The organism is Micromonospora sp. IBHARD003 (assembly GCF_056106285.1).
This window is the reverse complement of sequence record NZ_JBWBBX010000001.1, coordinates 5,074,896-5,099,271: the sequence shown is the minus strand read 5'-3', so window position 1 is coordinate 5,099,271 and position 24,376 is coordinate 5,074,896. Positions and strand designations below refer to the sequence as shown.

The window sequence follows — 24,376 nt, the reverse complement described above, 5'->3', positions numbered from 1 at the left end:
CTACGGCCTGTCACGTGGTGGAGTCCAGTACTCCCATACCTCGTCACTGAAGTTCCAGCCGTGCCGCTGGAAGGCGCCGCGCGTGATGTCCACCAATGAGGATTTCCCCGCGACATTTGCCGGTTGGTAGTGACCGGAGAAATTGTCGATTTGGGAGATCACACCGTGTGCGTTGACTTTAAAGGTGCCGGCCATCAGCACCCCTTTACCGTCGCCGAGCGATGTGTGCCCGGCGTCCGGATTGAGAGCCCACATGTCTTCGTTTTTCATGGCACGCAGGGAGCCATCTTGACGAACGATGTAAGTGTACTCGCCCTGCTTGAGACGTGCCCCTGCCTCAATTCCCGCACTTGCCGGAAGAGTTCCCTGGTAGCCGTGGTCGACGCCCTCACGGAATGGAACCCATAGCGTACTGCAGTTGTGGACGAGGATGTCACTTTGCTGCCGGCCTGAGGTACGCACGAAGAAGGTGTGCAGGTCTCCTACGGTGAAGTCGTAGACCGTGCGCGGAGCGAGACCCGTCCGGTCGTGCAGGGCCGTTACCTCGCGCACGGAACCGTCCGGAGTGCGCAGGGAGTCGCCGACGCGTAGGTCGGAGACCAGCGTCCACCCGCGGTTCACCACGTAGAACTTGTGACCTGCGGTGCTGCTCAGTGAACTACCGCCGCTGATGGTGATGTCCACCAGCCGTTCCGTGTTGTGCCGGAAAGTGTCGGTGACCATCCGGGACCGCAGCGTCCCGGAGGCCGGATCGGTGGACGTGACCATGTCGCCCACGCCGACCTCGCTGATGGGCCGGTGTGAGCCGTCTCCCATCAGCACCTTGGTCGTGCCGGGAAAACTGTTGCGGGTGCAGGCGGTGAGGGCACCCTCGTAGGCAGCAGCCCTCTTTTCGATCCTGGCGAGGGTCGCGGGATTCAGGTTGAGCGCCCGCAGGGCCTTGAAAGCGTCCGCGAAGCCGACCCCGAATCGCATCGCGGCTTCGGCTGCCTTGATGGCGTCAGCGATGGGCCTGAGGATCTTGCCCGCGAATAGTGATGCGACGTCGAAGACCACCCAGCCGCATTGGCCGCCGTCTCCGCCGGCACCGCCGGGGACGATCTTCTGGAAGCACTTGATCCAGCTGCCGAAAATGACGTCCACAGGGTCGATGCCCTTTTGGAACTCGGCCATCGTGATGGTGTGCTCGACCTCGCGGGTCACTTCGGCAACGTGCGGGCCGAGGTAGGTGGTCGCACCGGCGGGGCACATGAGCTTCATGGGGTCGATGTCGACCGCGTCGCACATGTAGAGGCTGAGGTAGGCCTTGAAACGGAACTCGACCTTCATCGTGCAGCCGCCGGTGTAGACGAGCGGGGTGTACCACGCGTCGCAGGCGTCTGTCTTCGTCAGGGTCTTGGGTTCGCCGATCTGCTCGTAGCGGTCGACCTTGTAGAACACCCTGCCGATGGAGCCGTCCTTGTCGACGACGGTGCCGGCATCGATGCCCTCGCCCTTCTTGGCCCTTTCAGCCCGGTCGGCGGCTTCCTGTGCTTCCCTGGCGTACCGTTCGGCGTCCTTGGCGGCCTGTTCGGCTTCGGTGGCTGCGGCGTCGGCGCGGTCGGCGGCGGCGCGGGCCTCCTTGGCCGACTGCTCGGCCGCCGCTGCGGCCTCGCGTGCTGCCTGGGCGTCGAGCGCGGCCTGATCGGCCGAAGCACGGGCGTCCTTGGCGTAGCCCTCGGCACGTCCGGCTGCCTGGTCGGCCGCGGCTGCGTCCGCGGTGGCCTGGCGGTCGTACTCGACGGTGCGGGCCAGGGACTGAGCGGCCTTCGAGGCTGCTGCCGCGGCGTCGGCCGCGTAACCCAGGGCCTCCTTGGAGTAGGTGCGGGCATTGGCGGCGTGTGCGGCGGCGTTGGCCGCGTACTGGTACGCGATCTTCGCGTCGCCGGTGGCCTGGTCGGCGAGGTTCTTGGCCGCTTGAGCCTCGGCCTGCGCGTTCTTGGCGTGGGCGTCGGCGACGGCCTTCTGCTGGTCGGCGATCGACTTCGATGCCTGGCCGGTCAGCACGACCAGGCTCGCGGCCGCGTCGGTGGTGACGTACGGGGAGCCGAGCTGGATCGCGTCGTTGGCGGGCTTGGCGACCTGGGCTGCGGCGTTGCCCGCGTCGACCGCGGCTTGCGCGGTGACATGGGCGAAGCCCGCGGCCTTCGCCGAAGCGACTACGGCCTTGACGGCCTCCCGGTTCGCCGCGTCCGCTTCGCTCTTGGCGGTCTTCGCCAGATGCGCGGCCTCGCCGGCCAGCTTGACCGCGGTCTTGGCCTCGCCGGAAGCGTGCTCGGATGCCTTGATGGCATCGGCCACGGCGCTGGTCGCGGTCTTCACCGCGGCGTCGGCCTTCAGCTTGGCGGCCTGCGCGGCGTCCGCGTTCGAACGCGCCCGCTTGGCGGCCGCCTCGGCGCGGGTTGCTGCGGCGTCCGCCGCGGCCGCGGCCTCGGTGGCGGCGTTGGCGTCGGCGCGGGCCCGCCCGGCAGCCGCCTCGGCGTCGTCCGCGTGCCGGTCCGCCTCGTTGGCGGCCGCACGAGCAGCGGTCGCCTCATCGCCGGCGTCCAGGGAGTCGGCGTAGGCACCGAGGGCGTCTGCCTTCGCGCGGTCCGCCTCTGCCTTCTGCTCGGCATCCCACGCGTCGTCCCGCTTGGCCTTCGCGTTGTCCCTCGCCTGGACCGCGCCGTTCTTCCGTTGAACAGCGGTCGCCTCGGCGGCTTCCGCCCTCTCCTTGGCCTCCTGCGCCTTGACTGCTTCGGCCTGGGCGTTCTGCTTGTGCTGGTTGGCCTCGGCCTGCTTGGCCGCGGCGGTCTCCTTCTCCGCCTTGGCCGTCTTCTCCTCGGCCTCCGCCGCAAGCCGCTTGGCGTGCGCGTCAGCGGCGGCCGCCTTCGCGTCACCCTCGGCCTTCAGCGCGACCGCGAGCTTGGCCTCCGCCGTCTCCTTGTCCTTCTTGGCGTTGTCCCGGTGCAGCTTGGCCGCGTCCGCCGCCGCCTTCGCCTGCAACTCCGCCTTGTGCGCGGCCTCCTTACGGAACTCCGCGTTGACCTGCGCGGCCTGCGCCAAGGCGCGCTGCGCGATGGTCTCACTGTCACCAGCAGACGCCCTCGTCGCGGCTTCCGCGGTCTCAGCGGCCTTCACCATCGCCGTCAGCGCGGCGACGATGCCTTTGGTGACCTGCGCCTTCTGCTGACCGACCAGCAGACCACGTCCCCGCGGCGCACCCGCCGCGTCTGCGATCCCGTAGGCGGCCTGCTCGGCAGCATCCGACGCGGTACCCGACTTCTTGGCGTTCTCCAGCTGGGTCTTCAGCGCCGCCAGCTGCTTCTTCGCCGCCGCCTGAGTGTCGGTGATGCCCTTCTTCGCCTTGTCGAACTGCGCCTTGTCCGGGTAGGACAGGCTGTCCGTGCCCTTGTGACCGGACGGCTTGATCAGGAACTTCTGCGCACTCGCGTCCTTGCAGTCCCACAGCCGCGCGTCCGTGCTCTTGGTGAACGCACTCAGATCCAGGCACTTGCCCGTGGAGACGCTCTTCAGCGGCGAGGTCGCCCGGACATCGCCCTTCCACGACTGCCCCTTGGAGTCGTAGCAGTCCGAGATCTGGATCTTCGTGCCGTTCGCCGACGCGTTCCCCGCCACATCAAGGCACTTGAACGAACCGACATTGCGGATGTGGAGGTTGTCCTCGCTGCCTTCCAGCGTCCACTGCTGGGCGGCGCCGCCATTGCACGTGTAGATCTGGACCGCGGTGCCGTTGGCCTTGCCGCCACCCTGGACGTCCAGGCAGTTGCCCTTCGCGCCGGGCACCTCGATCGTCACATAGCTGTCGCCGATCCAGCCCAGTCCGCCCGCGGACCAGTAGTCCTGCCAGCGCGCCAGGCGGTCGGCGATCCAGGAGTGGCCCAGCAGATCACCCAGCGCCTTCGCACCGGTGGCCAGGGACGTGGTGGCGTCCTTGTTGGCGGTCAGGAGCTGGTTGCGCTGCGTCGCCTGGGACGCGACCTCCTGCTGCCACTCCGCCGCGGCCGTCGTGGAGACATCGCCCCGGACCTTGTTCGGGTCGATCGGATCACGCCACGCACACGACGCGAACCGGGTCTTCAGGTCCTCCACCGCGATGCGGTGCTCCGCCGTGCCCGGCTGAGGCGCCGTACGCGGGAAGCCACCGGAGGCGAGGAAGAGCCGGGCGTTGTCCGCACCCATCGGCTCCAGCGACCAGGCGGACAGATGCTCATACCCGTTGTGCTCGGCGCGCTGACGCTCCCACTCGGGCAGCTGCACGCTCGGGTCCTTGCCGTACAGCGGCGCGCCGACGTCCTTGACGGCCTTGGCCGTCGCCGCATCAGCCTTCGGCGTGGGGTCCTCGTAGAAGTCGGATTCGCTCTTCCAGAACCGGTCGGCGACCCATTTGGTCAGACCGGTCTGACTGTAGAAGTCCTGCTGGCCGTCACCGGGCGAGCCGGGAGGCCAGTGGAACCCGGCCACCGTGAAGCCGGCGGGAGTCTCAAGACCGTCCAGCGGCTTCTTCCAGGTGTCCCGCTGAGCGTGGAGGGCGTCCAGCTCCTTGTCCGCGGCGTCCCGGTCCTTCTTGTACGCCTGAGCGAGCGGAGTGTCCTCCCAGTGCTGCCGGTTGGCCAGCTCGTGCAGCTTGTCCTGCGACTGGTCGAGACCGTTCTGCGCGGTGGCTGCCATCGAGGGCCCGCCCAGCCGCAGCACATCGGACATCAGGCACTGGTCCTGCCGCAACTGCTCGGCAGCGGTGTCCGTGTACCAGTCGTAGTCGTCCCCCACCGAGGCCATACGCTGCCCCGCGATCCGGCTCAGGGCGTCGGGCTGGACGGCCAGCCCGCCGAGAACGGCGAGAGCGGTGACGGACGTGACGGCTGTGGTGAATGTGGTGAATGTTCGTGATCTGGGGTTGAACAACCCCGGTCTGAGGCGCAAAGCAGCATCCTTCGTAGCGAACGAGTGCAGGCAGGGGTGACCGCCCGAAGAGGCGGTGGAGATGCGCGGGTCAGCCCGCCGTCCCGATACGGGACCAGGGGCAGCAGACAGCAGCGACCAGGGCTGCGCTCACAACGTTCGCCGTGTTCACGGCAAGCCGGCATCGCGGCATGACGAACCGTCCTTCCCCCGTGGCGGCACAGTTCCCCCCGGCCGCCTAATGACATGCGCGCGACATGACGGAGTGGTTGAAGGTCCCTCACACGCGCACGCGGCGATCACCATAGACGCAGATCAACCCCCTGCGGCAAGGGGGGACTTGTACGTCCGGAACCCCTCGGGGGCACCACTTGTGGGGCCCCACCCGGCAGCGGATACGCAAACACCGTGCTCATACCGAGGGTTACCTGTGTGGCAGCTGTGAAGAAGAAGTGCGAACGGCGATGACACTCGGCCAGAAGTTGGCTGAAAATCGCCGTATCGCAGCGATACTCACACCGTCGCCGTCCCGCAGGACGGAAGACGGAAGACGGAAGACGGAAGACGGAAGACGGAAGACGGAAGACGGAAGACGGAAGACGGAAGACGACGATGCGGATCAGCCCGTCGGCCGGGCCACCCTCATCAGGTCCACAGTGTCGCGATGAAGATGTTGGCGATCGTCAGACCGCCGACCGCACCGAACAGCGCCTTGTCCACCTGCTCCTCGTCCCGCTTCACATAGACCAGGGCGAGGATCACCACCAGCAGCGCCAGCTTGATGCCGACCTTCAGGTTGTTCACCGCCTGGTCGTCCGCCTGGTTGAGCCCCACCAGGGCCACACCCGTGACCAGCATCGTCAGCGCACCGTGCAGCATCGCCGGAGTGAAGCGCGCGGTGCCCGCACCTATGGCTTTCATCTGGGTGAGGAAGCCTCCGAGCAGGGCCCCGATACCGATGATGTGCAGGGCGACGAAGACATTGATGAGTACGTCCATGGCACCGGAGCCTAGCTCTACGGTCGGAAACCGACCCAGGCGGTCCGACTTCCTCCAATAACGGTCATGACGTCCCGCCGCTGTGTCCGGCCGGTCTAGCGTCCTCCCCCAGGTGACCGACTCCCCAGCACGTCCGCATATGCGGTCGGCACGGTCGGCCGCCGCGCCGATGGATCCGGCGGTGGGCCGCTTTCCCCTGGGCGGGCCGCCGCCGGACCCGTACGGCACGACCTGCCGGACACCGGAAGGACTGGCCCTCGTGGCAGCGCACCGCAGACCCAGACAGCGCACATTCGGCGGCTCCGCCGCCCGCACCGCTCTCACCCTCGCGCTGGCCGGTGCCGCGACGAGCACCCTCTTCGAAGGAGCCGGGCATGCCGAGCCCCGTTCCACGCCAGAGCAGCTGAAGACGAAGGCCGACACGCTGTACCGGGAGGCGGAGGAGGCCACCGAGCGGTACAACGGCGCGAAGGAAGCGGCCGGCCGGGCCCGCGCGACGCTCGACGCATTACGCGACGAGGCCGCCCGGCGCACCGAGCGGATCAACACCGCTCGCAACGCACTCGGTGCGATCGCCACCGCCCAGTACCGGGCGGGCGGCCTCGACCCGGCCGTTCAGCTCGCACTGAGCGCCGACCCCGACGGATATCTGGCCGGTGCCGAGTTCACCGAGCGGGCCGGGGCCCGGCAGGCCGCCACCATGGCGGGAATCCGCAAGCAGTCACGGGAGCTGACACAGCTGCGCACCGAGGCGGACGGGCTGCTGGAGGAACTGACGGAACGCCAGGCGCAGTTGGCCCGTCACCGTACCGAGGTACGCGGAAAGCTCGCCGCGGCCCGGTCAGTGCTGGCCCGGATGACCCCTGAGCAACAGGCCGCCTACGCGGGTCAGGACGGCACGCTCCCGGGACGTGCGGCCCGTGACACGGCCCGGACCGGCGTTCCCGGCACCTCCCCCGTCCCGGCCCCCAACCCCCGTGCCGCACAGGCCGTCGCCTACGCCTACGGTGCGCTGGGCAAGCCGTACGTCTGGGGCGCGACCGGCCCGTCGGCGTACGACTGCTCGGGACTCACCCAGGCCGCCTGGCACTCCGCCGGGGTGTCCCTGCCGCGGACCACGTACACCCAGATCAACGCCGGCCGCAGTGTCCCCCGTTCCCAGCTCGCTCCCGGCGACCTGGTCTTCTTCTACTCCGGGATCTCCCATGTGGGCCTCTACATCGGCAACGGCGAGATGATCCACGCCCCGCGGCCGGGCGCACCGGTACGGGTCGCGCCGATCGACCAGATGCCGTTCGCGGGTGCGACCCGGGTGGCGTAGGCCGCCGCCCCGGTGGGTCTCAGCTCTCCGCGGCCTGTGCGCGCGGCGCTCCCCCGGTGGAGAGTCGGCTGGTCAGCCAGCGGAAGACATCCGGGACCTGACGCTTCCAGGACGCGGTGTTGTGGGCGCCCTTGACCTCGACCACCGTGACGTGGGTCGGGGCCTTGGCCGCGGCGCGCAGTGCGAGGCCCGCTTCGAAACCGTCGCCCCTCGCTCCCGAGATGTAGAGGGAGGTGCGCGGGGCCGTGGGAGCGGACTTCAGGATGGCGAGCGGGTTGTTGGCCCGGCGAAGCGCGGGGTCGGCGGCCGCGAGGGACGCCTGCTGGGCGGCCGGGTCGTTGTAGCCGGACAGGCTCACCCCGGCGCGGTAGCGGTCGGGATGAGCGACGGCGAGCTTGGCCGCGCAGTGGGCACCGGCGGAGTAGCCGGCGACGGCCCAGCCGTCCGGGCGCTGCGAGGCGCGGAAACTGTCGATGACCGCCTTGCGGACGTCGACGCTGATCCAGCTGTCCGCGTTGACCTTCCCCGGCACGTTCGCACAGCCCGTGTCCACGTCCCGCAGCAGAGCGGTGCGCGGTACGACCAGGATGAACGGAGCCACCTCGCCTCGCTCCATCATGGGCTGCAGTTGCTCCTGGACCCGGAGCGCGGTGAACCAGGCGCGGGTGGAACCGGGGAAGCCCGGCAGCAGCTGCACGACGGGGAACTTCGTCTTGCGGTACGCGGGGTCGTGGTACTGCGGCGGCAGCCAGACGAACACCTCACCGCGGGCGCCCGAGACCTGACCGGCGAACTCCGCCTTCAGCACGCCCGGTCCGACGTCGGGGTCGTCGACGGGCTTGAAGTTCTGCTTCGCGGTCGGCAGATCGGCGGCCCGCACGCCGCCCAGGCCGTCCCGTCCGAGATCCTCGGCGGACACCACATGCGTGCCGGTGCCGAGAAGGTCGTCCCAGCTGGCGTAGAAGCCATTGCTGTTGTTCACGGCCACGAACACCACGAGCAGTGCGGTCACCTGTGTGAAGCCGAGCATGAGAAGCCGGGTGGTCCCCCGTACCAGAGCGGGTCCGCGCACCCTGCTCCACAGTGCCAGGGGCAGCAGCAAGGCGAACACGGCCAGCGCGATCGTGGCCACGAGGAAGGGCGTCCCGGTCAGACTCATCACGATCGGTCAGAGGGAAAGCGGAACTGCGAGGTTGCCGTCCGCATTACGGCGGTTGCGTAACAGAATCCGCCGGACCACCCGTCACACAGGGTCACACGAGCCGGCGTGCCGTCGCCCACCTCGTCAGCTCGTGACGGTTCGACAGCTGCAGCTTCCTGAGCACCGCGGACACATGGGACTCCACCGTCTTCACGGAGATGAAGAGCTGCTTGGCGATCTCCTTGTACGCGTATCCGCGCGCGATCAGCCGCAGCACCTCCCGCTCCCGCTGGGTGAGCCGGTCCAGGTCCTCGTCGACCGGTGGCGCGTCCGTCGACGCGAACGCGTCCAGCACGAAACCGGCGAGCCGGGGTGAGAACACCGCGTCCCCGTCCTGGACCCGGAAGACCGAGTCGACCAGGTCGGCGCCGGTGATCGTCTTGGTGACATAGCCGCGCGCACCGCCACGGATCACCCCGATCACGTCCTCCGCGGCGTCCGACACCGACAGGGCGAGAAAGCGCACCGGATGCTCCCCGGCCATCAGCCCGGCGCAGCGGCGCAGCACCTCGACCCCTCCGCCGCCCGGGAGATGGACGTCGAGGAGCACGACCTCGGGGCGGGTCGCCGTGATCACGGTGACCGCCTGCTCCACATCCGCGGCCTCGCCGACGACCTCGACGCCCGTCTGCTCGGTACGGCCGATCTCGGCCTGCACCCCCGCGCGGAACATCCGGTGGTCGTCGACGAGCACGACCCGTACGCGACGCCCGGGGCTCCGCTCGCCCCCGTCGGTCTGCTCGGTCATCCGTCCGCCCTCTCCCTCTCCATCTCGAGCTCCACTTCGGTGCCCCCACCGGGCACGGAGCGCAGTCGCGCCGTACCGCCGTTGCGCTGCATACGCCCGATGATCGATTCTCTTACGCCCATCCGGTCCTCGGGAACCGCCTCGGGGTCGAAGCCGGGCCCCCGGTCCCGTACCGAGACGAACACCGTACGGCCCTCGACCTCCGCGTACACCTGGACCGGACCACCCTCGCCACCGTACTTCGCGGCGTTGACCATCGCCTCACGCGCGGCCTGCATCTGTGCCGCCAGCCTCTCGTCGAGCGGGCAGTCGCCGACGACCACGACCTCCAGCGGTACGCCGTGCTTGTCCTCGACCTCGGCGGCGGCCCGCTTCACCGCATCGGCCAAGGTGGTGGGCTCCTCGTCCTCCTCCTTGCCCGTGCCCTCCGGCCGGTACAGCCAGTTCCGCAGCTCACGCTCCTGAGCCCGGGCCAGCCTGCGCACCTCGCCCGCGTCGTCCGCGTTCCGCTGGATGAGGGTGAGCGTGTGCAGGACGGAGTCGTGCACATGGGCGGCGACCTCGGCCCGTTCCTGGGCCCGGATGCGCATCAGGCGCTCCTCGGACAGGTCCTGGGTCATCCGCACCAGCCACGGGCCCATGAGCAGACCGATGCCGACGATCACGGCGATCGCCGCGGTCATGACGTTGCCGAACTGGGCGGCCGAGCCGCGGACCACGACGAAGACGGTCAGGCCCATCCCGACGAGGGCGACGCCGGCGAATCCGCGCGCGAGCTGGAGCAGCCGGCGGCGCCGGCCGTCGCCGGTCCACTGGGCCCGGCGGGCGTTGTCGGCCTGGCGCCACACCAGCACGACACCGGTGGCTATCAGCAGCACCGGCCAGATGTAGCGGTTGGCGGGGCCGCCGAGGTCGACGTTGCCGACGAAGGCGGCGGCCCCGATCAGCAGGGCGAACAGGGCGAACAGCTGGCCCTTGTCGGGCTTTCGCAGCCGCCGTCCGCCGTCGGGTGTGGTCTCGAAGACCGGCTTCGGCTCCGCGGACCGGCCGCCGACACCGAGCGGTACGACGATCCAGAACACCGCGTACAGCAGGGCGCCCAGCCCGTCCGCCATGAACAGTCCGAGGAAGACCAGCCGGACCCAGATGACGGGGAGCCCGAGATGGCCGGCGAGACCGCGCGCCACACCGCCCAGCCACCGCCCGTCCGCGCTGCGGTACAGCTTGCGGACGGGCGGCTCTTCGGTCTCCGGCAGGCGGGCGGCTGCGGCTGGCATGCCCCGATCGTCACACGTACGTCCACGCCGGGGCATCAGGGCCGTCCCTGATGCCGACCCTGATGCCCGGGGTCCCGGGTGGGCCCCGGGTGGGCCCCGGAAGGGCAATATCAGGGAAGGGCCAGGGTCATGGCGGCTGCCGCGGAGGGCCGGGGCCGGTCACCATGGAGTCATGACTCAGCCGACCGCCCCGCCCCACGGGCCGCCGCCGGAGCAGCAGCCGCCTCCGCCCCGGTTGCGCCGCGCCCCGCGGCAGAAGGTCGTCGCCGGTGTCTGCGGCGGGCTCGGCCGGTACTGCGACATCGACCCGGTGATCTTCCGGATCGTCATCGGGGTGCTCGCGGTGACGGGCGGTATCGGGCTGATCTTCTACGGCTTCGCCTGGCTGCTGGTGCCCCTCGCGGGCGAGGACGAGAACGAGGCCCGGCGGGCGCTGTCGGGCCGGGTCGACGGTGCGGCACTGATCGCCGTGGTGATGGCCCTGCTCGGCTGTGCGCTGTTCCTGTCCATGATCGGCAACGGCAGCACCCTCGCCTTCTCCGCACTGCTGGCGCTCGCCGTGACGGGGGCCGCGGTCTGGTCCCAGCGGCGCTCGCTGGCCGCTCCCGAGGGAAGCCCGCTCGACCCGGCGTCCGCGCACGCGGTCGCGGAGGCGCCGCCGGAGACGCAGGCACCGCCCGCCCCGGGCGGCCCGTCCTGGTGGCGTGACCCGATCATCAAGGACGGCACGACCGGCCCGGTGGCCACCGGCTATCTCTGGGGCCCTCCCGACGCGGTGGTGGCGGACGCCGCCACCGGCACCAGCCCTCACACCGGTGTTCCGTGGGGCTGCGGCGCCCCGGGCGGGAACACGGTGACGCCGCGCCCGCGCGGGCCGCGGGGCATCGGCGGCCTCGTCTTCCTGCTCGCGCTGCTCGCCGCTGGTCTCGGCACCGGGCTGAGCTGGGGCACACAACCGCTCGGCACCTCTTTGCAGATCGGTTTCGCCTGTGCCCTGGCGGTGTTCGGCCTCGGCCTGGTGACGAGCAGCCTCCTCGGACGTACGGGCGCGGGCACGATCCTGATGACGATGCTCACGGCCCTGCTGCTGACGGGTGCGTCCCTACTGCCCAAGGAGATCGGCACCCAGTGGATGCGCACGGAGTGGCGGCCGGCCACCGTCGCCGCGCTCGCGCCGCGCTACGAGCACGGGACCGGTGTCGCCACGCTCGACCTGGGGAGGCTCGCGATCGCGGCGGGGCAGGAGGCCGGCACCGAGGCCGAGGTCGGCGCGGGGCAGCTGAGGGTGATCGTGCCCAGGGAGGCGACGGTGCGGATCACCGCGCAGAGCGGGCTCGGCGACATCCGGCTGCCGGGCGATCCGCCCCGGGACGTGGACGTGGGCCCCTCCCAGCGGCGCACCGCGACCCTCGCCCCGCCCGAAGGTGCCGAGCCCGGCGGCACGCTCACGCTCGACCTGCGGGTCGGGCTCGGACAGGTGGAGGTCACCCGTGCTGCTCCATGAGTTCCGGCCGGCCAGGCTGATCGCCGGATCGGCGGCCCTGGCGGCCGCAGCGCTCTCCCTGGGAGACGTGGCGGGCGCCTGGGACGTCGCCTGGTTCGTGGCCCTGCCGCTGGTGTTCGGCGGTCTGGTCCTGGCCGGTGCCGTGGCCTTCGCCCACTACCGGATCAGACTGCGCCGGTCCCGGATGGCCGCGTCGACCGAGAGGACGGAGGCACCGGCGAGCACGAGCGGCAACCAGGCCATCAGATAGATCAGGTCGTTGCCGTAGTAGTACGGGGAGGTCTGCCAGCTGACGGTCAGCCACAGGCTCAGGGAGATCAGCGCACCGCCGAAGGCGGCGAGCCGCGCCAGCAGCCCGATCAGGGTGCCGATGCCGACGGCGAGTTCCCCGATGGCGATGGCGTATCCGAAGCCCTCTGGGTTCTTCAGGGCAAGGTCCACCAGGGCCGGGATCGCTGAGGTGCCGCGCACGGAGCGCATGAGTTCACCGATCGACCCCGTGCCGCTCGCGGACAGGAAGGCCTGGTCGGTGAGCTTGTCGAGTCCGGCGTAGATGAAGGTCACGCCGAGGAAGAGCCGCAGAGGCAGCAGGGCGTATCGCTGCCCCGTCTCCCGCCAGCCGCCCGCGCCGTCCCGCCGATCGTTGATCATTCCGTAGGTTGCCATGCTCGTCGTCCGGTCCACATGCGCCATCGTCGCCTCCGCGTCATACCCGGCTGGAACGATTCTCTCCCCGGTCTGCATGTATGACTACGCGTATGACGGCCGTACGGCTCAGACTTCTACGCCGAATCGGTGACAGGGCCCAGGGGCTTTCGTTCGGACCAGCCCGGCGATACGCAGACGAAAGGCCCCGAGAGCCGACGTTTCGGGCGGTCAGTCCGCGACGTCGATGCCGACACGGTTGGACTCGGCGCCCGCCGCCGTCACCACCTGCACATCGACCCGGCCCGGTTCGACGTCGACCGGGACGGGGACTCGCACCGTGGTGTCGGTCGGATTGCTGAAGCCGCCGGAGACGGGAACCAGCGGGACGTGCACATGGACCGTACCGATGCGGACGGTCATCCGTGACAGCCGGTCCGGCGTACCCGCGCCCGGAGGGACGAAGCCCGAGCCGCGGATCTCGATGTCGTCGCCGGTCCTGATGGGGCCGTCCAGATCGCCGGGCTCGCGGGCACGGACGACCGAGAGGACGACGGGCCTGCCGCCCTCCGCGTACTTCCCGGCGAGGTAGACGACGGCGGAGACGAGCGCCAGGGCGGTCACGCCCCAGGGGAGCTGCGGCAGCCCGTCCGGGCGGCGGACGATCAGCACCGCGGCGTACGTCAGAACAGCGGCGCCGACGAGGACGTACTGGGCGTCCGTGAAACTGCCGCGGCCCGCGTCGTCACACAGCAGATCGGCCGGACGGGGGTGGTCGGCCTGCACCTTCTGCAGACGCTGGGTCAGGATGCGCACGGTGACGACACGGCGGACGACGACGGCGACGAGGCAGACGACGGTGACGACGGACAGCAGCGCGGCACCACGGGCGGGCCCCGCACCGCCGCCCGAGGCCGTGACGGATCCCGCGGCGGCCAGACGGAAGGCCAGGAACAGGACGGTGCCGACGGCGAAGAGCACCCAAGCTGCGGCGACCACCCGGGAGGTGGACAGCCGGTTGTCCTCGCCGACGACCGGGGCGAGGAGACCGCCGTGGGCACGGTGCAGCCAGGCCGCCCCGGTGAGCATTGCGGCGAAGCAGACCGCGGCGGCCAGTCCCGCGGTGCGCGTCGCGCTCCAGCCGGAGCCGACGGCGGTCACGGTCAGGGCGGCCAGCAGCAGACCGGCAGCACCCCAGACCGCGCACAGCGTGCGCCGCCAGACGCGGTGGAGCCAGGCCTCACCCGCGGCGCGGCTGCGCTCGGAGACGACGCGCGCCGACTCGGTGAGCTCGTCCGAGATCCACTGACGGGACGCTCCTTCGGAGTACGCGACCTGCGCGGGCAGCCCGTGCCCCGAGGCCAGCTCGTCCCGCCGCACGCCGAACTCGGCGACCGCCCGCCGGTGCCCCTCCCGAGCGCCGTGCGGACAGTCCCCGCACGCGCAGCCGCCGCCGTGCACGCTGTGTCCCGCCTCCTGCACCGCCACGGCGACGCACCCTTCCGCCAGAGCAACGACCTTGTAATGCAAAGGAATTGTGCCGTAAGGGCGAACGGGAACAGGCCCGCGCGGGACAATGCGAGGGTGATTGCCTCACGATCAAATTGACGTACTACGACATGAGTTCGGGCTCGGCGGCGGCGATCTTCCGCCACAGCGGCTGGTAGCTGATCCACGCCACGAGGTCGCTGCCGAGCTGCTCCCTGGTGGCCGCGGCGTCCTTGTGCTCGATGAGCACCGGCTTTCCGGCCGCCCGCGCCGTGAGCTGTACCTGGGCGCAGCGTTCCATGGCGATGAACCACCAGGCGGCGGCGTCTACGGAGTCGCCGACGGTGAGCAGACCGTGGTTGCGCAGGATGATGCCCTTGCGGCCACCGAGGGCCGCGGCGATACGCCGGCCCTCGTCGGCGTTCACCCTCACTCCCGTGTAGGCGTCGTACAGCGCGTGGTCCTCGTAGAAGGCGCAGGCCTCCTGGGTGAGGGGATCGAGGAGGTCACCGAGCGCGGCCAGGGCGCGGCCGTGCAGGGAGTGGGTGTGCGCGACGGACACGACCCCGGGCCTGGCCCGGTGCACCTCGGCGTGTACGGCGAACGCGGCCTGGTTGATGCGCCGGGCGCCCTCGACGACCTGTCCTTCGCAGTTGACCAGGACGAGCGTGCTCGCGGTCATCGTGGCGAACGGCTCCCCGAACGGGTTGACCCAGTAGCAGTCCTCGAACTCGGGGTCGCGCGCGGTGATGTGCCCCGAGACCCCTTCCTCGTACCCGAGCGCGGCGAACACCCGCAGTGCCCCCGCGAGCCGCTGCTTGCGGTGGGCTCGCTCCTCGGACACGGACGCGCACACCGGCGGCATCGCGAACTGCAACCGGTCGACCGGTACGGGAGGGGGAGCGGGAGCGGGCGGCTTCGCCGGGATCTCGTCCATGCGGCGGAAGGTAGCGCCGCGCTCCTCAACTGGCCAGAGATGTCACATGGCTTGGGGATCAGAGCTCATCGATCCCGGTGAGGTCGATGTCGATGTCGAACGGCACGGAGACCTTGAGCCGGTCACGGAACGTGCCGGTGAGCACATAGGCCCTGGTCTCCTTGTCGAGCTCGAAGACATGGACCACCGGTTGCTCGTCCTCACCGGCCATCTCGACCCGCCAGAAGTAAGGGATCCCGGCGCCGGCGTACTTGTGCGGCTTGGTGTCCGTGTCGCGGGCCTCGGAGTCGGGGGAGACCACCTCGACCGCCAGCAGGACGTCCCGCACCTGGAAGTACGTCTGCGCACGGCTCCGCGCCGCGGCGGCACGGACAACGGACACGTCCGGCTCCGGGCCGTTGCGCTTGTCGAGCACCACGGTCATCTCGCGCCGGACCTTCAGCTCAGGGGGCACCGTGCTGCGCAGCCCTTGCACCAACAGGTCGATCACAATGCTGTGGAAATCCCGCTGCGGACTCACGAAGACCAGGCTCCCGTCGATCAGCTCGGTGTGCGGCGGGAGGTCGGGCAGGGTGAGGAGATCGTCCACGGTGTAGCCGTCGCGCGGCGGCACCGGCCAGTGGTGCGAGATCTCTGCGCTCATGAGTGCTCCCATGGCCGTGAGTCTGGTCCGTTCGATCAGACTACCCACAGCGAACGGCGACGCCGCCGCTCAAACGAATGAGCGACGGCGTCGGCGTTGACGTTCGGGGAGGGTCACTCCCACTCGATGGTGCCCGGCGGCTTCGACGTCACGTCGAGGACCACGCGGTTCACGTCCGCGACCTCGTTGGTGATGCGGGTCGAGATCTTCGCCAGGACCTCGTACGGCATCCGCGTCCAGTCCGCCGTCATGGCGTCCTCGGACGAGACCGGACGGAGCACGATCGGGTGGCCGTAGGTGCGGCCGTCGCCCTGGACGCCGACCGAGCGGACGTCGGCGAGCAGCACCACCGGGCACTGCCAGATCTCACGGTCCAGACCGGCCGCCGTGAGCTCCTCGCGGGCGATCGCGTCGGCCTCGCGCAGCAGGTCCAGACGCTCCCTGGTGACCTCGCCGACGATACGGATGCCGAGGCCCGGGCCCGGGAACGGCTGGCGGTGGACGATCTCCTCCGGCAGGCCGAGCTCCTGGCCGACCATCCGGACCTCGTCCTTGAACAGCTTGCGCAGGGGCTCGATCAGCTCGAACTCGAGGTCCTCGGGGAGGCCGCCCACGTTGTGGTGGGACTTGATGTTCGCGGTGCCGGTACCGCCGCCGGACTCCACCACGTCCGGGTAGAGGGTGCCCTGGACCAGGAACTGGACCGGCTGCTCACCGTGCGCGCCCGCCTCGGCGATGATCTCGGCCTGCGCCTGCTCGAAGACCCGGATGAACTCCCGGCCGATGATCTTCCGCTTCTCCTCGGGGTCGGAGACCCCGGCGAGCGCGTTCAGGAAGCGCTCCTGGGCGTCGACGACCTTCAGCGAGACCCCGGTGGCCGCGACGAAGTCCTTCTCGACCTGCTCGGTCTCGCCCTTGCGCATCAGGCCGTGGTCGACGTACACGCAGGTCAGCTGGGAGCCGATGGCCTTCTGGACCAGGGCGGCCGCGACCGCCGAGTCCACACCGCCGGACAGCCCGCAGATGGCGCGCTTGCTGCCGACCTGGGCCCGGATCGCGGTGACCTGCTCCTCGATGACATTGCCGGTGGTCCAGGTCGGCTCGATACCGGCGCCCCGGTAGAGGAAGTGCTCCAGGACCTGCTGGCCGTAGGTCGAGTGCATCACCTCGGGGTGGTGCTGGACGCCGTACAGCTTCTTCTCGTCGTTCTCGAAGGCGGCGACCGGGACGACGTCGGTGGACGCGGTGACGGCGAAACCCTCGGGAGCGGCGGAGCAGGCGTCACCGTGGGACATCCACACCGGCTGCTCGGCCGGGGTGCCCTCGAAGAGGGTGGAACCGGGCCTCGTGACGTGCAGGCCCGTACGGCCGTACTCACGCGCGCCGGAGTTGTCGACGGTGCCGCCGAGGGTCTGTGCCATCAGCTGGAAGCCGTAGCACATGCCGAAGACGGGGACCCCGGCTTCGAAGAGCGCACGGTCGAGCCGGGGTGCGCCCTTCGCGTAGACGGACGAGGGGCCGCCGGAGAGGATGATCGCGGCCGGCTTCTTCGCCAGCATCTCGGACACCGGCATGGTGGACGGCACGATCTCGCTGTAGACCCGGGCCTCGCGGACGCGGCGGGCGATGAGCTGGGCGTACTGGGCGCCGAAGTCGACAACGAGGACCACGTCTGGGGTGGTGTCCGGGTTGGTGACGTCGGCGGCGGCAGCAGGGGGCGCTGAGGACACTACGGCGGCCTTCCGGCGGGGTGGGAGGGTCTGTGTCTGTTGATTCTACCGGCGGGCGGGGAGCGCTTCTTCGTCTCACCATCCGAGCCGGTCCGGCCCCCGCGTTGGCCCCGTCGCCCCGACCGGGCCATACTGTCCGTCATGCGCAAGCACACGATCTTCGTCTTTACCTATGGCAACCGGCCCGCCGGCTGCCATGGTCGTGCTGCTTGAGCAACTGATCAAGCGACTTCCCAGGCGCCCCGGGCCGACAAGGTCCGGGGCGCTCGGCGTTGTCGGACCTGGTCGCTCCCCGGACCCGCGCACTCCGCACAGGACCACCGGACAGGAGCCCTCACCATGAGCACGACCGCCACCACCCGCACCTCCGCCCCCGACACCGGCGCCCGGACCGACGCCGCCGCCGCGCTCATCGGCGACGCGCGCGAGCGCATCGACGTCCTCGACGACCGCATCATCGGTCTCATCCAGGAACGGATGGCCGTCTCGGCCGTCATCCAGGAGGCCCGCGTCACCTCGGGCGGCCGCCGTGTGAACCTCTCGCGGGAGATGGAAGTGCTGGGCCGCTACCGCGATGCCCTGGGCAAGCCGGGTACCTCGCTGGCGATGACCATGCTCGAGCTGTGCCGGGGCCGCATCTGACGCCGCACACCTGCCGGGCACACCGGTCGCGGCACACCGGTCGCGGCAACGCCGGAGCGCACCCGTACGGCACATCTGTCCGGACGCGCTCTCACCCGTACGGCGCGTGACCGCATCCCGCGAGGCTTCGTTGATCCCGTTGTCCGCGCCAGCCAGGGGCGGGCCGGAAGGATAGAACCATGCGTGGCTCCGCCGGGGCGTGTGGCGTACCTCAGGTACGTCATGGGACCTCGCCCCGGCGCGCGTGACCGGTCGGCAGGGGACAGCAGCCCGGTCACCCCAAGCGGCCGGCTCCGGGGACGCCCGGGGCCGGCCGCTTCTCGTTCGCCCGCAGCCCGCACCGCCCGCACCGCTCGAGCGGTCCTCGGCCGTCAGTCCTCGGCGTTCCGCCGGCATGCCACACCTCCCGTGCGCCCGCCCCTCGGCATCGCGCCCCTCAGGGGGTGTGGCTTGTGCACGGGCCGTCACCCCCGGCGATGTGACGCTGACCACATGGATTTTCTGCGAGTCCGGAGACAACCCTTTACGTCAGTCACATGTCATGCATGCGGAACCAACACTCACGCCTCCACATCCCGCCGCGGGGACCTCGCCAGACCTGACACGTGTCAACGAGGGACACCACCGGAGGGCCGGAGGCGTCGCCGCGGGGAACGCGGCACCAGAGCAAGAGAGGCGCTGCACTCGGAGGGGGGTGCAGCGCCTCTCTCATGTCCGTGTCGGGATCAGATCCGGTGTCCCGTTGCCCGGCCGGGTCCGTCCGGTCCCGACCGGTCCGGTGTACCGGTCCGCTCCCGTCCGCGTCCGGTGCCGCTACTTCTTCGGCGGGATCGCGGGCATGCCCAGGAACGGCAGGTTCAGCGCTCCGAAGGCGTCCGCCGGAACGGCCGGCGACTTGGGCGCGACCGGGGCCAGCCGCTCGTACGCCGCACCCTGCGCCGGACGCGGGTCCTCCTCGCCCTTGTTCGGCCACAGCGACATCGCCCGCTCGGCCTGAGCCGTGATCGTCAGGGAGGGGTTCACCCCGAGGTTCGCGGAGACCGCCGAGCCGTCGACGACCGAGATGCCCGGGTGGCCGTAGAGGCGGTGGTACGGGTCGATGACCCCGCTGTCCGCGTTGTCACCGATCGGACAGCCCCCCAGGAAGTGGGCGGTGAGCGGGGTGCCCATCAGCTCGCCCACGTTGGAGCCGGCGAAGCCGTTGATCTCCTCGGCGAGCAGGGAGGCCGCCCGGGTGGCCTCGGGGATCTGCTTGGGGTTGGGTGCGCCGTGCCCCTGGCGTGCGGTGAGCAGCCCCTTGCCGAGTCCCTTCGGCTTGCGGTACGTCGTCAGCGAGTTGTCCAGCGACTGCATGACCAGACCGATGATGGTCCGTTCCGACCAGCGGCGGTTGGAGAGCGCGCGGACGGCCAGCCAGGGGTGCCGGGCCAGGTTCGCGGCCCAGCCCGCGACCCGGTGCTTCACGCTGTAGGGCACCTGCAGGACGGTCATTCCGCCCATGGCGTTGGAGCCCTTGCCGTAACGGACCGGCTCGATATGGGTGTCGGCGTCCGGGTGGATCGACGAGGTGATCGCGACGCCGCGGGTGAAGTCGACCTTCTTCCCGCCGTGCAGCTTGCGATAGCGGCGGTCATCGGTCTGCGCGCCGACGATCGCCTCGGAGTTGGTGCGGGTCAGCTCGCCGAGCCGCGCCGGGATCCGGGGCAGCAGCCCGTTGTCCTTCATCCGGTGCAGCAGGGTCTGGGTGCCGTACGTCCCCGCGGCGATGACGACGCGCTGTGCCGTGAACGTACGCCCCTTGCCCTTGCGCTTGTTGTCGCTGGGGAGCGTCCTGACCTCGAAGCCGCCGCGCGCGTCCTCGGTGACGGCGACGACCGACGTCATGGGGTGGATCACCGCGCCCGCCTTCTCGGCGAGATAGAGGTAGTTCTCGTTGAGGGTGTTCTTCGCTCCGTGGCGGCAGCCGGTCATGCACTCGCCGCACTCGGTGCAGGCGCGGCGGGAGGGCCCCGCACCGCCGAAGTACGGGTCCGGGACCTCCGCGCCGCGCTCGGCCTTCGCCGTACCGCTGCCGTCCTCGCCCACGGCGTCCTTGCCGTCCCCGAAGAAGACGCCCACCGGCGCCATATGGAAGGTGTCACCGACTCCCATGGCCTCGGCGGTCGCCTTCAGATGCACGTCGGACGGGGTCATGGTCGGGTTGAGCCGGACCCCCAGCATCCGCTTGGCCTGGTCGTAGTAGGGCTTCAGCTCCTCCTGCCAGTCCGTGATGTCCTTCCACTGCGGGTCGTTGAAGAACGGCGCGGGCGGGACGTACAGCGTGTTGGCGTAGTTGAGGGAGCCGCCGCCGACTCCCGCACCCGCCAGCACCATGACGTTGCCCAGCAGATGGATGCGCTGGATACCGAAGAGTCCGAGGGCGGGGGCCCACAGGTAGTTGCGCAGGTCCCAGGAGTTCTTGGGCAGGGTCTCGCGGGTGAAGCGGCGGCCCGCCTCCAGGACACCGACACGGTAGCCCTTCTCGCTGAGGCGGAGGGCCGAGACCGAGCCGCCGAACCCGGACCCGACGACGAGGACGTCGTAGTCGTACGCCGGGTCGGTGTCGTGCTCTTCCTGTTTCCGGGCAGAGGGAAACTCGGGACCGGACATGGCTCTCCTCGGTGCGGGTGCGGGGTGGTGCCGGGGCGGGTGACGGAGGTCCCTTACTTCAGGCGCAGGGCCTTCATCACCTTCAGGGAGGTGCTCATGAACGCCGCGTACTTCTCGTCGTCCAGACCGAAGGACGGGGCGAGCGGCATCAGCCGCTGCTGGGCGACGGTCTGGGCCTCGGTGTACTTCAGGATGCCCTCGGAGCCGTGCCTGCGGCTGAGCCCGGAGTCCTTCATGCCGCCCATCGGGGCCCGGACGCTGCCGTACGCGGGTGCGTAGCCCTCGTTGATGTTGACGGTGCCGGTGCGCAGCCGGGCGGCGACGGCGTGACCGCGCCGGCCGTCCTTCGTCCAGACACTGGAGTTCAGGCCGTACGGCGTGGCGTTGGCCTGCTCGACGACGTCGTCCTCGTCCGTGAAGCGGTAGAGGGAGACGACCGGGCCGAAGGTCTCCTCGCCGCACACGGCCATCGGTGCCTCGACACCGTCGAGGATGGTCGGCTCGTAGAAGTACGGGCCGATGTCGCTGCGGTGGACACCGCCCGCGACAAGGGTCGCGCCCTTGGCCACCGCTTCCTCGACATGGCGCTTGACGGTCTCCAGCTGGCGCTCGCCGACGAGGGAGCCCATGTCGGCGCCGTAGGCGAGGGAGTTACCGAGGCGCATCGCCTTGGTGCGGGCCGCGAAGCGCTCGAGGAACGCGTCGGCGATCGACTCGTGCACATACAGCCGCTCGATGGAGATGCAGAGCTGCCCGGCGGAGGAGAAGCAGGCGCGGACGGCGCCGGCCGCGGCCTTGTCGACGTCGGCGTCGTGCAGCACCAGCATGGCGTTCTTGCCGCCGAGTTCGAGGGAGACGCCGATCAGCCGGGCGGCCGCGCCCTGGGCGACCTCGCGGCCGGTGCGGGTGGAGCCGGTGAAGGAGACGTAGTCGGCATGCCTGACGACCTCGGGGCCCACGACCGGACCCTCGCCGATGACGACCTGGAAGCAGCCTTCCGGGAGCCCCGCTTCGATGAGGAGGTCGCGGGCCCACAGCGCGGTGAGCGCGGTCTCGGTGTCGGGCTTCATCACAACGGCGTTGCCCGCGACGAAGGCGGGCAGCGCGTCGCCCACGGACAGCTCGAGCGGGTAGTTCCAGGGGGCGATCTGGCCGACCACTCCGCGCGGCTGACGCAGCTCGGTGGTCTTGGTGAGCACGGGAACGACACCGGTGTGCCGCTTCGGCTTCAGATACGAGGGGGCCTTTCGGCCGTAGTGCCGGGCCGCGACGGCGACGGCCAGCACCTCTTCGTGGGCGTGCAGCCGGGCCTTGCCGGTCTCCAGCTGGATCAGGTCGAGGACCTCGGCCTGGCGCTCCAGGATCAGATCGTGGAAGCGGAGCAGCACCGCGGCGCGGGCCCGCGCCGGGGTCGCGGCCCAGGCAGGCTGGGCCGCGCGGGCACGGGCGAACGCCTCGGCGACGTCGTCGGGCGTGGACTCGGGCAGGTCGGCGAGCTGCTCCCCGGTGAAGGGGGTGTGGTTGGCGGTGCGGCCGGAGCCGACGACGCCACGGGTGAGCTGGGCGACCACCTCCGGTGTGACCACATCGGCGGGGGCGCGCACACCGGCCGGGGCCTGGGCGACCGGGTTGGTGCCGAGGGGGCCGCTGGAGTGGGGAGCGAGGGCCTGCGAGTCCGTCATGGGGGCGAGAGTATGACGCAATCAAGCCTTTGGGTACCCGTCGGTAACAGCTTTTCGAGAGCTCCACACATTGCGCCAGTGATCACTGGCAGATAAGCCCTGATCAGGGGCTTGTGTCTGCTCCAGGCCACCGTTCGGTCACTTTTCGCGGCCACGAGCCTGTGGGCAGGTGGACCGGGGCGCGTGTCCCACGCGCCCCGTCCCGCAGTCCGCGACGGCGAACAGGCGCCGGAGACCCTGGACGGACGGCCGGGCCGTCATCCGCCCGCCTTGGGGGGCTGCCAGCTCTGCAGCACGGTGTCGAACTGCGCCCTGAGCGTGTCCCAGTCCTCGGCGGGACCCGATATGTAGACGGCGTACTCCGTGCCGTCGTCGTCGTAGTAGACCTGGTCGATCGCACGGCGCTTGCCGGGATGGTCCTTGGTCTCGTTCCACGAGAACTCCCAGAGCGCGGAGTTCGTCTTGTCACGGAAGGTGTTGGCGTGCAGGGTCAGTCGCTTGTACTTGGGCAGCCGCTTCTTGACGATCTTCTCCACATCGAGCATGTGCATGTACGGATTCTCGAAGTCGGGTGACGGATCCATGCTGATGCGAATGCGGTGACGGCCGTTGTCCGGCGTGTAGTCGATCTGGTTGCCGTCCATCTGGCGCGTCCAGCCCTGCGGTACGAGCATGCTGAAGCCTTCCGGGTCCTTCACCCGCCTCCAGCCGTCGGGCGCCTCTCCCGCCGAGGTGCCGCCGGGCGAGGCGACACCGGAGGGGACCTTGGGAGCGCTCGACGAGCCGGGCTGCTTGGCCGAGGTGTCCCCCGGGTCACCACCCGTGTAGCGCAGGGCCGCGAAGACCGCACCACCGCCGACGGCCGCGACCAGGACCGCGGCGAGCAGCAGCTTGCGCCGGCGGCCGCGTCGCTTGCCGGCGCGCCCGGCCACGGCGGCGGACGGCGAGGACGCCACAGGGCCGGAGTGGAAGCCGGTACCGGCACCGGGACCGGGACCGGGGTCGGAGCCGAAACCGGATCCGGGCACGGTCACGGCCGTGGACGGCTCGCCGGGGACGGGCAGATGGGCGGTCGCCGTCCTCGCGTCCCCCGGATTCATCGTCTGCGTCGGTACGTAGGCCTGAGCCGACCGGGGGCTGCGTCCCTCCATCGCCTCCAGCAGCATCCGTTCGGCCTCGTCGGAGGACGGCCGCTCCCCGGGCTCCTTGCGCAGCAGCGCCGTGATGACGGGGCCGAGAGCTCCGGCGTTCGCGGGCGGTGACGCGTCCTCGGTGACCACGGCCTGCATCGTGGACAGGGGCGACGTGCGGCGGAACGGGGAGCTGCCCTCGACCGCGGTGTAGAGCGTGGCACCCAGCGACCACAGGTCGGACGCGGGCCCCGGGTCCGCGCCCCGCACCCGCTCGGGCGCCAGGTAGTCGATGGAACCGACGAGTTCGCCGGTCCTGGTGATGGTGGAGTCGCCCTCGATGGCGGCGATGCCGAAGTCGGTCAGCAGCGCCCGCCCGTCGGAGGCGAGCAGCACGTTCCCGGGCTTGACGTCGCGGTGCAGGACCCCGGCAGCGTGCGCGGCTCGCAGCGCGCCGAGAACGTGCAGCCCTATTCGGGCGGCCTCGTTGGCGGCGACCGGACCGGTCTCCTTGGTGGCGTCGGCGAGTGACGGGCCGTCGACGTACTGCATGACGATCCACGGGCGGCCGTCGTACTCGAGGACGTCGTGCACGGTGACGACACCCGGGTGGGAGATCCGGGCCGCGGCCCGGGCCTCCTTCTGGGTCCGGGCGTGCAGTACGGTGCGGTCCGCCTCCGACACGTACAGCCCGGCGGTGAGTTCCTTGACCGCGACGGTTCTGTGCAGAAGTTCGTCCTGGGCGCGCCATACCTTGCCCATCCCGCCGCGACCGATGCTCTCCGTGAGCCGGTACCGTCCGGCCAGCAGGAGTCCCTCGCCTGTGCTCATCTTCTCCA

The 24,376-nt window shown here is 70.3% G+C and carries 17 protein-coding genes; 4 read left to right on the top strand and 13 right to left on the bottom strand.

The features are described 5' to 3' along the window. A complete protein-coding gene (locus ACTWOL_RS22730) occupies positions 1-4,962 on the bottom strand; it encodes a ricin-type beta-trefoil lectin domain protein (protein WP_474298583.1) in 4,962 nt (1,653 codons plus the stop codon). Between the two features lie 624 nt (positions 4,963-5,586). Next, entirely contained in the window at positions 5,587-5,940 is a 354-nt protein-coding gene (locus tag ACTWOL_RS22725) for a hypothetical protein (protein WP_474298582.1), read from the bottom strand. 181 nt (positions 5,941-6,121) lie between these two features. Between ACTWOL_RS22725 and ACTWOL_RS22720 the strand changes: the two genes are divergently transcribed. Continuing rightward, positions 6,122-7,261 carry a C40 family peptidase gene (locus ACTWOL_RS22720; protein ID WP_474298581.1) on the top strand — a complete coding sequence of 380 codons (1,140 nt, stop codon included), beginning with the start codon at positions 6,122-6,124 and terminating at the stop codon, positions 7,259-7,261. Between the two features lie 19 nt (positions 7,262-7,280). Here ACTWOL_RS22720 and ACTWOL_RS22715 read toward each other — a convergent pair whose 3' ends face one another. From ACTWOL_RS22715 to ACTWOL_RS22705, 3 genes are all read right to left on the bottom strand, one after another. After that, positions 7,281-8,420, bottom strand: coding sequence for an alpha/beta hydrolase (locus ACTWOL_RS22715; RefSeq protein ID WP_474298580.1), 1,140 nt, complete (start codon positions 8,418-8,420; stop codon positions 7,281-7,283). Between the two features lie 94 nt (positions 8,421-8,514). Then, on the bottom strand, positions 8,515-9,210 hold the full coding sequence (locus ACTWOL_RS22710) for a LuxR C-terminal-related transcriptional regulator (protein WP_474298579.1): 696 nt from the start codon (positions 9,208-9,210) through the stop codon (positions 8,515-8,517). Beyond that, positions 9,207-10,487, bottom strand: a complete 1,281-nt coding sequence (locus ACTWOL_RS22705) for a PspC domain-containing protein (protein WP_474298578.1) — start codon at positions 10,485-10,487, stop codon at positions 9,207-9,209. The genes ACTWOL_RS22710 and ACTWOL_RS22705 overlap by 4 nt, the downstream gene beginning before the upstream one ends. A 172-nt stretch (positions 10,488-10,659) precedes the next feature. On the opposite strand from ACTWOL_RS22705, the gene ACTWOL_RS22700 reads away from it, so the two are divergent. Both ACTWOL_RS22700 and ACTWOL_RS22695 read left to right on the top strand, forming a co-directional pair. After that, positions 10,660-11,991 carry a PspC domain-containing protein gene (locus ACTWOL_RS22700; protein WP_474298577.1) on the top strand — a complete coding sequence of 444 codons (1,332 nt, stop codon included), beginning with the start codon at positions 10,660-10,662 and terminating at the stop codon, positions 11,989-11,991. After that, positions 11,978-12,241: a hypothetical protein gene (locus ACTWOL_RS22695; protein WP_474298576.1), complete on the top strand. Its 264-nt coding sequence runs from the start codon at positions 11,978-11,980 to the stop codon at positions 12,239-12,241. The genes ACTWOL_RS22700 and ACTWOL_RS22695 overlap by 14 nt, the downstream gene beginning before the upstream one ends. Here ACTWOL_RS22695 and ACTWOL_RS22690 read toward each other — a convergent pair. From ACTWOL_RS22690 to guaA, 5 genes are all read right to left on the bottom strand, one after another. Next, entirely contained in the window at positions 12,148-12,684 is a 537-nt protein-coding gene (locus ACTWOL_RS22690; RefSeq protein WP_474298575.1) for a DoxX family protein, read from the bottom strand. The two genes, ACTWOL_RS22695 and ACTWOL_RS22690, sit on opposite strands and share 94 nt — an antisense overlap. A 183-nt stretch (positions 12,685-12,867) precedes the next feature. Then, positions 12,868-14,124 carry a hypothetical protein gene (locus ACTWOL_RS22685; protein ID WP_474298574.1) on the bottom strand — a complete coding sequence of 419 codons (1,257 nt, stop codon included), beginning with the start codon at positions 14,122-14,124 and terminating at the stop codon, positions 12,868-12,870. Positions 14,125-14,248: 124 nt separating this feature from the next. Then, a complete protein-coding gene (locus tag ACTWOL_RS22680) occupies positions 14,249-15,061 on the bottom strand; it encodes a class II aldolase/adducin family protein (protein ID WP_474298573.1) in 813 nt (270 codons plus the stop codon). Between the two features lie 58 nt (positions 15,062-15,119). Beyond that, positions 15,120-15,704, bottom strand: coding sequence for a Uma2 family endonuclease (locus ACTWOL_RS22675; protein ID WP_474298572.1), 585 nt, complete (start codon positions 15,702-15,704; stop codon positions 15,120-15,122). 113 nt (positions 15,705-15,817) lie between these two features. Beyond that, positions 15,818-17,434 carry a glutamine-hydrolyzing GMP synthase gene (guaA, locus tag ACTWOL_RS22670; protein WP_474298571.1) on the bottom strand — a complete coding sequence of 539 codons (1,617 nt, stop codon included), beginning with the start codon at positions 17,432-17,434 and terminating at the stop codon, positions 15,818-15,820. A 339-nt stretch (positions 17,435-17,773) separates the two neighbouring features. Here guaA and ACTWOL_RS22665 point away from each other — a divergent pair, with 339 nt between their 5' ends. Further along, complete coding sequence (locus ACTWOL_RS22665; RefSeq protein WP_474298570.1) at positions 17,774-18,076, top strand: chorismate mutase; 303 nt, start codon at positions 17,774-17,776, stop codon at positions 18,074-18,076. Positions 18,077-18,889: 813 nt separating this feature from the next. Here ACTWOL_RS22665 and ACTWOL_RS22660 read toward each other — a convergent pair. The 3 genes from ACTWOL_RS22660 to ACTWOL_RS22650 all read right to left on the bottom strand — a co-directional run bounded on the left by ACTWOL_RS22660 (position 18,890) and on the right by ACTWOL_RS22650 (position 24,368). Continuing rightward, the gene (locus ACTWOL_RS22660; RefSeq protein ID WP_474298569.1) at positions 18,890-20,725 is read right to left on the bottom strand and encodes a GMC oxidoreductase; all 1,836 of its coding nucleotides are present in this window, start codon (positions 20,723-20,725) and stop codon (positions 18,890-18,892) included. A gap of 53 nt (positions 20,726-20,778) precedes the next feature. After that, entirely contained in the window at positions 20,779-22,407 is a 1,629-nt protein-coding gene (locus tag ACTWOL_RS22655; protein WP_474298568.1) for a succinic semialdehyde dehydrogenase, read from the bottom strand. A gap of 257 nt (positions 22,408-22,664) precedes the next feature. Beyond that, positions 22,665-24,368 (bottom strand): serine/threonine-protein kinase, encoded by a 1,704-nt coding sequence (locus ACTWOL_RS22650; RefSeq protein ID WP_474298567.1) that lies wholly within the window; start codon positions 24,366-24,368, stop codon positions 22,665-22,667. Positions 24,369-24,376: the final 8 nt, after the last annotated feature.

What these genes read in the sequence shown, in the direction of transcription:
- ACTWOL_RS22725 (WP_474298582.1), bottom strand. Translation starts at nt 5,940, where the DNA reads ATGGACGTACTCATCAATGTCTTCGTCGCCCTGCACATCATCGGTATC.
- ACTWOL_RS22715 (WP_474298580.1), bottom strand. Translation starts at nt 8,420, where the DNA reads ATGAGTCTGACCGGGACGCCCTTCCTCGTGGCCACGATCGCGCTGGCC.
- ACTWOL_RS22710 (WP_474298579.1), bottom strand. Translation starts at nt 9,210, where the DNA reads ATGACCGAGCAGACCGACGGGGGCGAGCGGAGCCCCGGGCGTCGCGTA.
- ACTWOL_RS22705 (WP_474298578.1), bottom strand. Translation starts at nt 10,487, where the DNA reads ATGCCAGCCGCAGCCGCCCGCCTGCCGGAGACCGAAGAGCCGCCCGTC.
- ACTWOL_RS22700 (WP_474298577.1), top strand. Translation starts at nt 10,660, where the DNA reads ATGACTCAGCCGACCGCCCCGCCCCACGGGCCGCCGCCGGAGCAGCAG.
- ACTWOL_RS22690 (WP_474298575.1), bottom strand. Translation starts at nt 12,684, where the DNA reads ATGGCGCATGTGGACCGGACGACGAGCATGGCAACCTACGGAATGATC.
- ACTWOL_RS22680 (WP_474298573.1), bottom strand. Translation starts at nt 15,061, where the DNA reads ATGGACGAGATCCCGGCGAAGCCGCCCGCTCCCGCTCCCCCTCCCGTA.
- ACTWOL_RS22675 (WP_474298572.1), bottom strand. Translation starts at nt 15,704, where the DNA reads ATGAGCGCAGAGATCTCGCACCACTGGCCGGTGCCGCCGCGCGACGGC.
- ACTWOL_RS22665 (WP_474298570.1), top strand. Translation starts at nt 17,774, where the DNA reads ATGAGCACGACCGCCACCACCCGCACCTCCGCCCCCGACACCGGCGCC.
- ACTWOL_RS22660 (WP_474298569.1), bottom strand. Translation starts at nt 20,725, where the DNA reads ATGTCCGGTCCCGAGTTTCCCTCTGCCCGGAAACAGGAAGAGCACGAC.
- ACTWOL_RS22655 (WP_474298568.1), bottom strand. Translation starts at nt 22,407, where the DNA reads ATGACGGACTCGCAGGCCCTCGCTCCCCACTCCAGCGGCCCCCTCGGC.
- ACTWOL_RS22650 (WP_474298567.1), bottom strand. Translation starts at nt 24,368, where the DNA reads ATGAGCACAGGCGAGGGACTCCTGCTGGCCGGACGGTACCGGCTCACG.